Raw genomic sequence first — 6,560 nt, forward strand, 5'->3', positions numbered from 1 at the left:
GACATGTATAAATATTTCCTATTGTTTCCCAGTTACGAAATATTACTGCTCAGATTTGTGTTCCTTTTCAGCATTATAGAGCAAGTGTATAATTTCATCGTATGGTTTATCTTTATTGTGCCGTGATCTTAGCACAGCTACATCTCTTGGGTTTTTTCCATCTTTATTTCTGATTGTAGGATTTGCACCTTTCTCCAATAAAAACCTTATGATTTCTAAATCCCCTCGATACGCAGCATTGTGAAGTGCTGTACTTCCATACCCGTTGATAATATTTACATTAATTCCTTCGTCTATCAGAAATTTGACAACTTCTAAGCATCCTTCTCCTGCAGCATAATGTAGTGTAGTAAGTTTAAAAATTTGCGTATCTATATCTAATAAATTTTTTACTGAAAACTTCGCAATTTCTAAGTTACAATTTTCAGATGCAATCCGCAATATTGTTTTATAATTATCTGTAGCTTTTGCTTTCGTATAGCAATAGGTAATAATAACACATACTACTGTTACTATAAACCACCAAAAATGTAGCTTATTTCTTGAGTCTCTATTCATATTCAATACTTTTTTCAACATTAAACATTTGTTTTACTGATTTTCCTTTAACGTTGATGCTGACAACACAGTGCGATAACCTGAACTATTTAACACATGTTCCGCTCTGTCAATTATCCATTCACCGTCTATATCTTGATGAAACCCTAATAAACTGAGTTTTGCCTCTGCAAATAGTTCTGGATTACCAGGCATAGTAACATCCAATACTGCATTATTTCGCTTTAATTGTTTTAACTTAGCATTTGCTGCACTTAGTGCTGATTCTACATTAGAGTAAAGCGTTTGTATAGTATAACTTGGGCTACCAAAGCCAACTGTTTCTGGTCTGGTAGAGACTTATGACCTTGAAAACCAGCGATTTGGTCTCTTAATCATAGTCCCCCCAAAAGAACCGTGCTTGCGGATTTCCCGCACACGGCTCCACAATACAGCGTTCACACTAGTGCTCCTGTGTACAAAGAAGCATATATCTTTGGCTTTGGTAGTGGATTTATTTTTAAATAGTATGTAAACTGTTCCCAATCCATACTTTTCTTGTGACTACGTCGGTTTATCCACTTAAATGCTAGCTTTGTTATCGGTCGATAGAATTGAATCAAACACCGATAATTTCCGCTAACTCCGAAGTAGCTATAGTGTCCTGTTACTTTGGCTTTAAGTTTCTGCCACCAATCTTTGAGACAGATACGACTTCGTACCATCTTCAACCACTCTTTGATTTCTTTAATCTTTCTGGCTAGGCTTATTTTTGAAGTTTTCTGCTTCATCATAAGTTTACCATTACGACTTTTTCCACAATAATGTGTAAATCCTAGAAAGTTGAAGCTAGCCGTCCTACGTTTCTCTCTTTCTGCTTGATACCATTCTTTCTTACCAAACTTTACTATTTTTGTTTTATTTTCAGCTATTTCCAACCCAAATTTACTTAGTCTTTGTTTCAGTAATTCTAGAAATTCTTTTGTGTCTTCTTCCCTCTCGCAGCCAACTACAAAATCGTCGCAAAACCTTATTAGCTGTATATATCCTCTGGCTTTTGGCTTAAATTTCTTTTCAAACCATAAGTCCAGCACATAGTGTAAGTATATATTAGCTAATACAGGACTTACTATACCACCTTGTGGTGTGCCTTGATCGGTTGCTTTATAACATCCAACTTCGACTATTCCTGCCTTTAGAAATCGTTTTATTAACCACAATAAATTTGGGTCAGCTATTCGTTCCCTTAGACAATTCATTAGCCATTTATGTTGAACATTATCAAAGAACTTCTTGATATCCACTTCTACAATATAGTTAATTGGTTTGTGCATAACTGCTTTATCTAGAGCGTTTATCGCCTGATGACAATTTCTTCCTGGTCGAAATCCATACGAGCTGTCCATAAAGTTTGCTTCATAAATATTTTCTAATATCTTCTTTAGCATTACCTGTACCAACTTATCTTCAGTTGATGGTATTCCGAGGCCGCGCTTCTCTTTGCTCCCGGCTTTGGGTATGTATACCCTTTTCACTGGTTGCGGTTGATATTGTTTTCTCTTCATACTATCCACTAGTGTTTTAAGTTTCTCTTCTAGATTTTCTCCATAAGCTTCCACTGTCACACGATCTATACCACAAGCCTTGTTGCGTTTTAGTTCCTTGTAACACTCTGCAAGATTCTCTTCATTAATCAAATGAACTAGCGATGTAAATTTTACTCGCTTATCTTGCTTAGCCCTTACTGCTATCTGGTTTAGTTTTCCTTGCATACTCCTCCAATCTCTGTTGTATTGGTATAGCAATCCCTATACCAGTCACTATATTGCTAACCGCTTCCCCTTGTATGTGGCTTTCCCACACTCCGAGTACTATCAGTTAGTCCGACTTCCTTTGCATCTTCCTCCAGTCCTCGCCTTTATTGACTTGTTCCAGAGTACCCTTACAGGAATACAAAGGATCTCCCAAGTTCACGTAAGGTCCCTCTCAACACATGACGCGGCCTTCGATCCCGACGGGGTGAGTAATACCTTGCCTTAGCGTTATTACCCATGCTGCCTTCCACCAAATGTAAAGTGTCGGCCCCCATGACGCGTGAATTACGGGACTCAATACCTTCACTTTCGTTGCACCCTATGTTGTCCATTCCATTAGCTTTACTACGCTCGTTACCTTACGCAGCATAATGGTTTGTTCCAGGCTGCTGGCTAAGCTTTACCCGTGTTGGATTTTCACCAACTGTTCCTTACGCACTTCTTGGCGCACACATAGTTTCACCTCTTTCATAGCTATGCCATTTTGCAACCACTGAGTTGTACCTACTCACAGTAAAATGCACTTTCCAATTTATCGTGTCTTGAGGTCTAATAGCTGTTGTTCCTAAAGCTTTTCCAGTTGCCGACTTTGCTCTGCCTTTTGGAATAAAAAGTATGTATCCGCCAGCTAACTTTGCCATTGCCTCACGTTCTATTGCTATTTTTGTTAATAAACTTATATCACTTTCTTCTGTTTGGTTAATATGTGGAATCAACACATTTTCAAATTCTTCTGCAACTTTGCATCCATATCCGTGCTTTTCTGCTATTTCCTTAACCAAGTTACCTAGAGTAATTTGATGCCATTCTTTAGATACTTTCTCCTTTAATGATAGTCTTAAATTTGTTGCATGAGCCTTTATTAGTAAGGTTTTAGGTGGACTCTGTACCGTAATTTCATTAACTGTATATATACCCATGGGCGTCACTCCGATTTCCCTATACCCTAAAGAAATATCCAATTCATCTGGGATATTTAAGTTTTCATCTCTGTAATCAACACACACTTCAACTACATCGTCTATTGTCCCAGATTCATCGGTAAGGCGTAATGATATAACTCTATCTTTAATTGATTCACATTTATCTATTATAAAATCTGGCTGCATTTATTCCCAGATCTTCAATTTTGACTTTTGTATTGTTTTTTGAATAGTAGGGAGCTTTATCTTTAATCCTGCCGGTAAAAAGCTTCCGTATTCTGCCAAACCTAAGTTCTCTGCTAGTACTAATTCCACTACTCCATCCGTAAATCCGTAATGTTTCCAGCAAATCAGATCTAGCATTTCTCCTTCTTTGGCTAAATAATATATAGTCATCTATAGCTCTTCAAACTCAAACTAAATTCAACTTTTCTTGGTAGTCCATTAGGTAAAAAATACATCTGCTTTTCTTCTAACTTGGTAATTACGAATTGTCCTAAAATATTACCTAAACTATCTACTAAAACATGTGGGTTTTCAGCTTCTTTCATATTCTTTAATTGATTTAGCCCGTTGAGATTATGTAGATAAATCGTTCCTTCTAAATCTATATTTTCTGTACCTTGACCGATATTTTGTAATAGTGGTATATTTTCAATACACTCAATTGTACTCCAACGATTTTCTCTATTATACTTTAAACTTGTTGGAGCAAATTTATAAGGGCCAAGAGACAACATTTTAATAAACGGAGTCTATGGTATCAAATAAAACATCACGTGACTTTTCTCTTATCCTTTTTATTACTTCATCTGCAAGACTATGAACATCTTGATTTGGCTCTGCTTTAATGCTGATAGTATAATTATTAGTGATGTTCTGAGTTTTATTTTGTTCTTTATTTTCAAATTTACTCTTTGCAAATATCTTATCATTATCACTCTCTGTAAACTTTTTCTCCTCAATAAGGCTTTTGATTCTGAAGCTATTCTGATTTCTATTGGAAAATTCTTTAATTATACTGTTACCTAGCAAAGGATTTCCACTGTTGAGAATATTACTCTTTAGGGGACTATGTACTGCTTTTATTTCAGTAACAATACTTTTTCTTTTTTCAAATTCTTTCAGTGGACTATTTTTAGCAAATATGCTACTAACTGTATTTTCTATCCATGAAAAGGCTTCTCCTATAGGTTTAATGAGTGATTTTATGTATTCCAAAAAGCTAGAAAAAAAGTCTTTCACCTTTTGCCAGTTAGTCACAACAAGAGCTGCACCAGTAACAAGACTTGCTATTAAAAATCCAATCGGGTTACTCATTATAGCGAGTGTTATTGCTCTTAGTCCTGTTACTACTGCAGGAAAAACTGTAGCTGATAAAAATGAAAATACTCCAAGTAGGTTTGCTTTCAGACTAAAAATCGTACTTCCTAGCAATGTAAATCCGTATCCTAGTCCTACTGCTACAATTTTTAAACTTATTAAAGCTGCTATAGTTCCCATGATTGCTGTAGTTAAGGTTGGATATTTTTCTGCAAACTCTGCTATATATCTAGTTTTTTCTTGTAAAAATTCAGCTATAAATTTTAAAGTAGGCAGCATCACCGAGCCCAGGTTCATACCAACTTCAGCTATTGCATTTCGAAGGAGTCTTAATTTATTGGCTGTAGTGTCTGCACGATTTTTGAATTCTTTTTGCAGAGAGCTTCCGTACTTTTCTGTATTAGCCAATAACTTTATTGCATCCTCATACTTATTAAAACTTCCAGCTAATAATGCAATATCATCTTGATATTCCTGACCGAAAAGTTTCATAAGGATTGTAGAACGTTCCTGATTATCCATTTTCTTTAGAGTTTGAAAAAAGTGAAGTAGTGTTTCTTCTCCGCTTTCACTGATCCTTTGTACCATTTCTTCCGCGGTTATGCCCATTTCTTCTAGTGCTGCTTTGAATTCTTTTCCTTGACCTTCAGCAGTTTGAAGTTTGCTAAGCAGTGCATTTATAGCAGTTGCAGCTTTTGCTGGTTGTTTACCTAAACTAATAAAAGCATTTACTAAGCTGCTGGTTTGTTCAAACTTTAATCCAAACTGCTTTGCAGTACCACCAACTATTGCTAGAGCTTCAACCATATCTTTTGCTTTAGCAGCAGTGTTATCTGATAAGTGGTTGATTACATTACCAACATGCTCCATTTCACTAACATCAATTCCATAAACGTTAGAGAGTTTAGCTATGGAATCACCTGCTTGCTCTGCAGACATATCAAATGCTGTAGACATTTTTGCCACCGTTTCTGTAAATTTGAAAAGATCTTCTTTTTTGATACCAAGTTGACCACCGCTTGCAGCTATTTGTGCTAATTCTGCAGCAAATAATGGTACAGTACGTGACATCTCTTTTAACTTCTTAACAAATTTATCAGCTTCCTTTGTTTCTTTGTTAAACTCAACTACTTTTGCAACATCAGCCATAGCCGATTCAAAATCAACAGCAACTTTAATTGGCGCTGCAAGCGTTAGCCCTAGCCCAATAGTCTCTATAATTTGTGACTTAAAATGTGCTTTGGTTGCTAAAAAACTTTGGTGACTACGTATTGCAGACCCAAGTTTACCATACTTACCTTTTAGCGCTTCAACAGATGAACCAAGTTTATATTGGTNTATCAAATAAAACATCACGTGACTTTTCTCTTATCCTTTTTATTACTTCATCTGCAAGACTATGAACATCTTGATTTGGCTCTGCTTTAATGCTGATAGTATAATTATTAGTGATGTTCTGAGTTTTATTTTGTTCTTTATTTTCAAATTTACTCTTTGCAAATATCTTATCATTATCACTCTCTGTAAACTTTTTCTCCTCAATAAGGCTTTTGATTCTGAAGCTATTCTGATTTCTATTGGAAAATTCTTTAATTATACTGTTACCTAGCAAAGGATTTCCACTGTTGAGAATATTACTCTTTAGGGGACTATGTACTGCTTTTATTTCAGTAACAATACTTTTTCTTTTTTCAAATTCTTTCAGTGGACTATTTTTAGCAAATATGCTACTAACTGTATTTTCTATCCATGAAAAGGCTTCTCCTATAGGTTTAATGAGTGATTTTATGTATTCCAAAAAGCTAGAAAAAAAGTCTTTCACCTTTTGCCAGTTAGTCACAACAAGAGCTGCACCAGTAACAAGACTTGCTATTAAAAATCCAATCGGGTTACTCATTATAGCGAGTGTTATTGCTCTTAGTCCTGTTACTACTGCAGGAAAAACTGTAGCTGATAAAAATGA

The 6,560-nt window shown here is 35.6% G+C and carries 7 protein-coding genes and 1 pseudogene; all 8 read right to left on the minus strand.

All coding sequences use genetic code 11. The features are described 5' to 3' along the window. Nucleotides 1-42: 42 nt before the first annotated feature. Nucleotides 43-579 (minus strand): ankyrin repeat domain-containing protein, encoded by a 537-nt coding sequence (locus tag BVG17_RS07685; RefSeq protein WP_143688911.1) that lies wholly within the window; start codon nt 577-579, stop codon nt 43-45. 12 nt (nt 580-591) lie between these two features. Beyond that, nucleotides 592-753, minus strand: a complete 162-nt coding sequence (locus BVG17_RS09785) for a hypothetical protein (protein ID WP_241654210.1) — start codon at nt 751-753, stop codon at nt 592-594. A 242-nt stretch (nt 754-995) separates the two neighbouring features. Further along, entirely contained in the window at nt 996-2,309 is a 1,314-nt protein-coding gene (gene ltrA / locus BVG17_RS07695) for a group II intron reverse transcriptase/maturase (protein WP_143688734.1), read from the minus strand. A 473-nt stretch (nt 2,310-2,782) separates the two neighbouring features. Next, nucleotides 2,783-3,460, minus strand: coding sequence for a hypothetical protein (locus tag BVG17_RS07705; protein ID WP_241654211.1), 678 nt, complete (start codon nt 3,458-3,460; stop codon nt 2,783-2,785). Then, nucleotides 3,461-3,670, minus strand: a complete 210-nt coding sequence (locus BVG17_RS07710; RefSeq protein ID WP_096676762.1) for a tail protein X — start codon at nt 3,668-3,670, stop codon at nt 3,461-3,463. After that, the gene (locus tag BVG17_RS07715) at nt 3,667-4,014 is read right to left on the minus strand and encodes a phage tail protein (RefSeq protein ID WP_143688735.1); all 348 of its coding nucleotides are present in this window, start codon (nt 4,012-4,014) and stop codon (nt 3,667-3,669) included. Before BVG17_RS07715 ends, BVG17_RS07710 begins: the two co-directional genes overlap by 4 nt. A 1-nt stretch (nt 4,015) precedes the next feature. Continuing rightward, the coding region (locus BVG17_RS07720; RefSeq protein ID WP_143688945.1) for a phage tail tape measure protein at nt 4,016-5,934 on the minus strand (1,919 nt) is incomplete at its 5' end. Nucleotide 5,935: 1 nt separating this feature from the next. Beyond that, nucleotides 5,936-6,560 (minus strand): annotated as a pseudogene (locus tag BVG17_RS10525) (phage tail tape measure protein); the annotation flags it as partial.

Origin of the sequence: Wolbachia endosymbiont of Laodelphax striatellus, assembly GCF_007115015.1 — a bacterium.
In the GTDB taxonomy this organism is placed as follows: Bacteria; Pseudomonadota; Alphaproteobacteria; order Rickettsiales; family Anaplasmataceae; genus Wolbachia.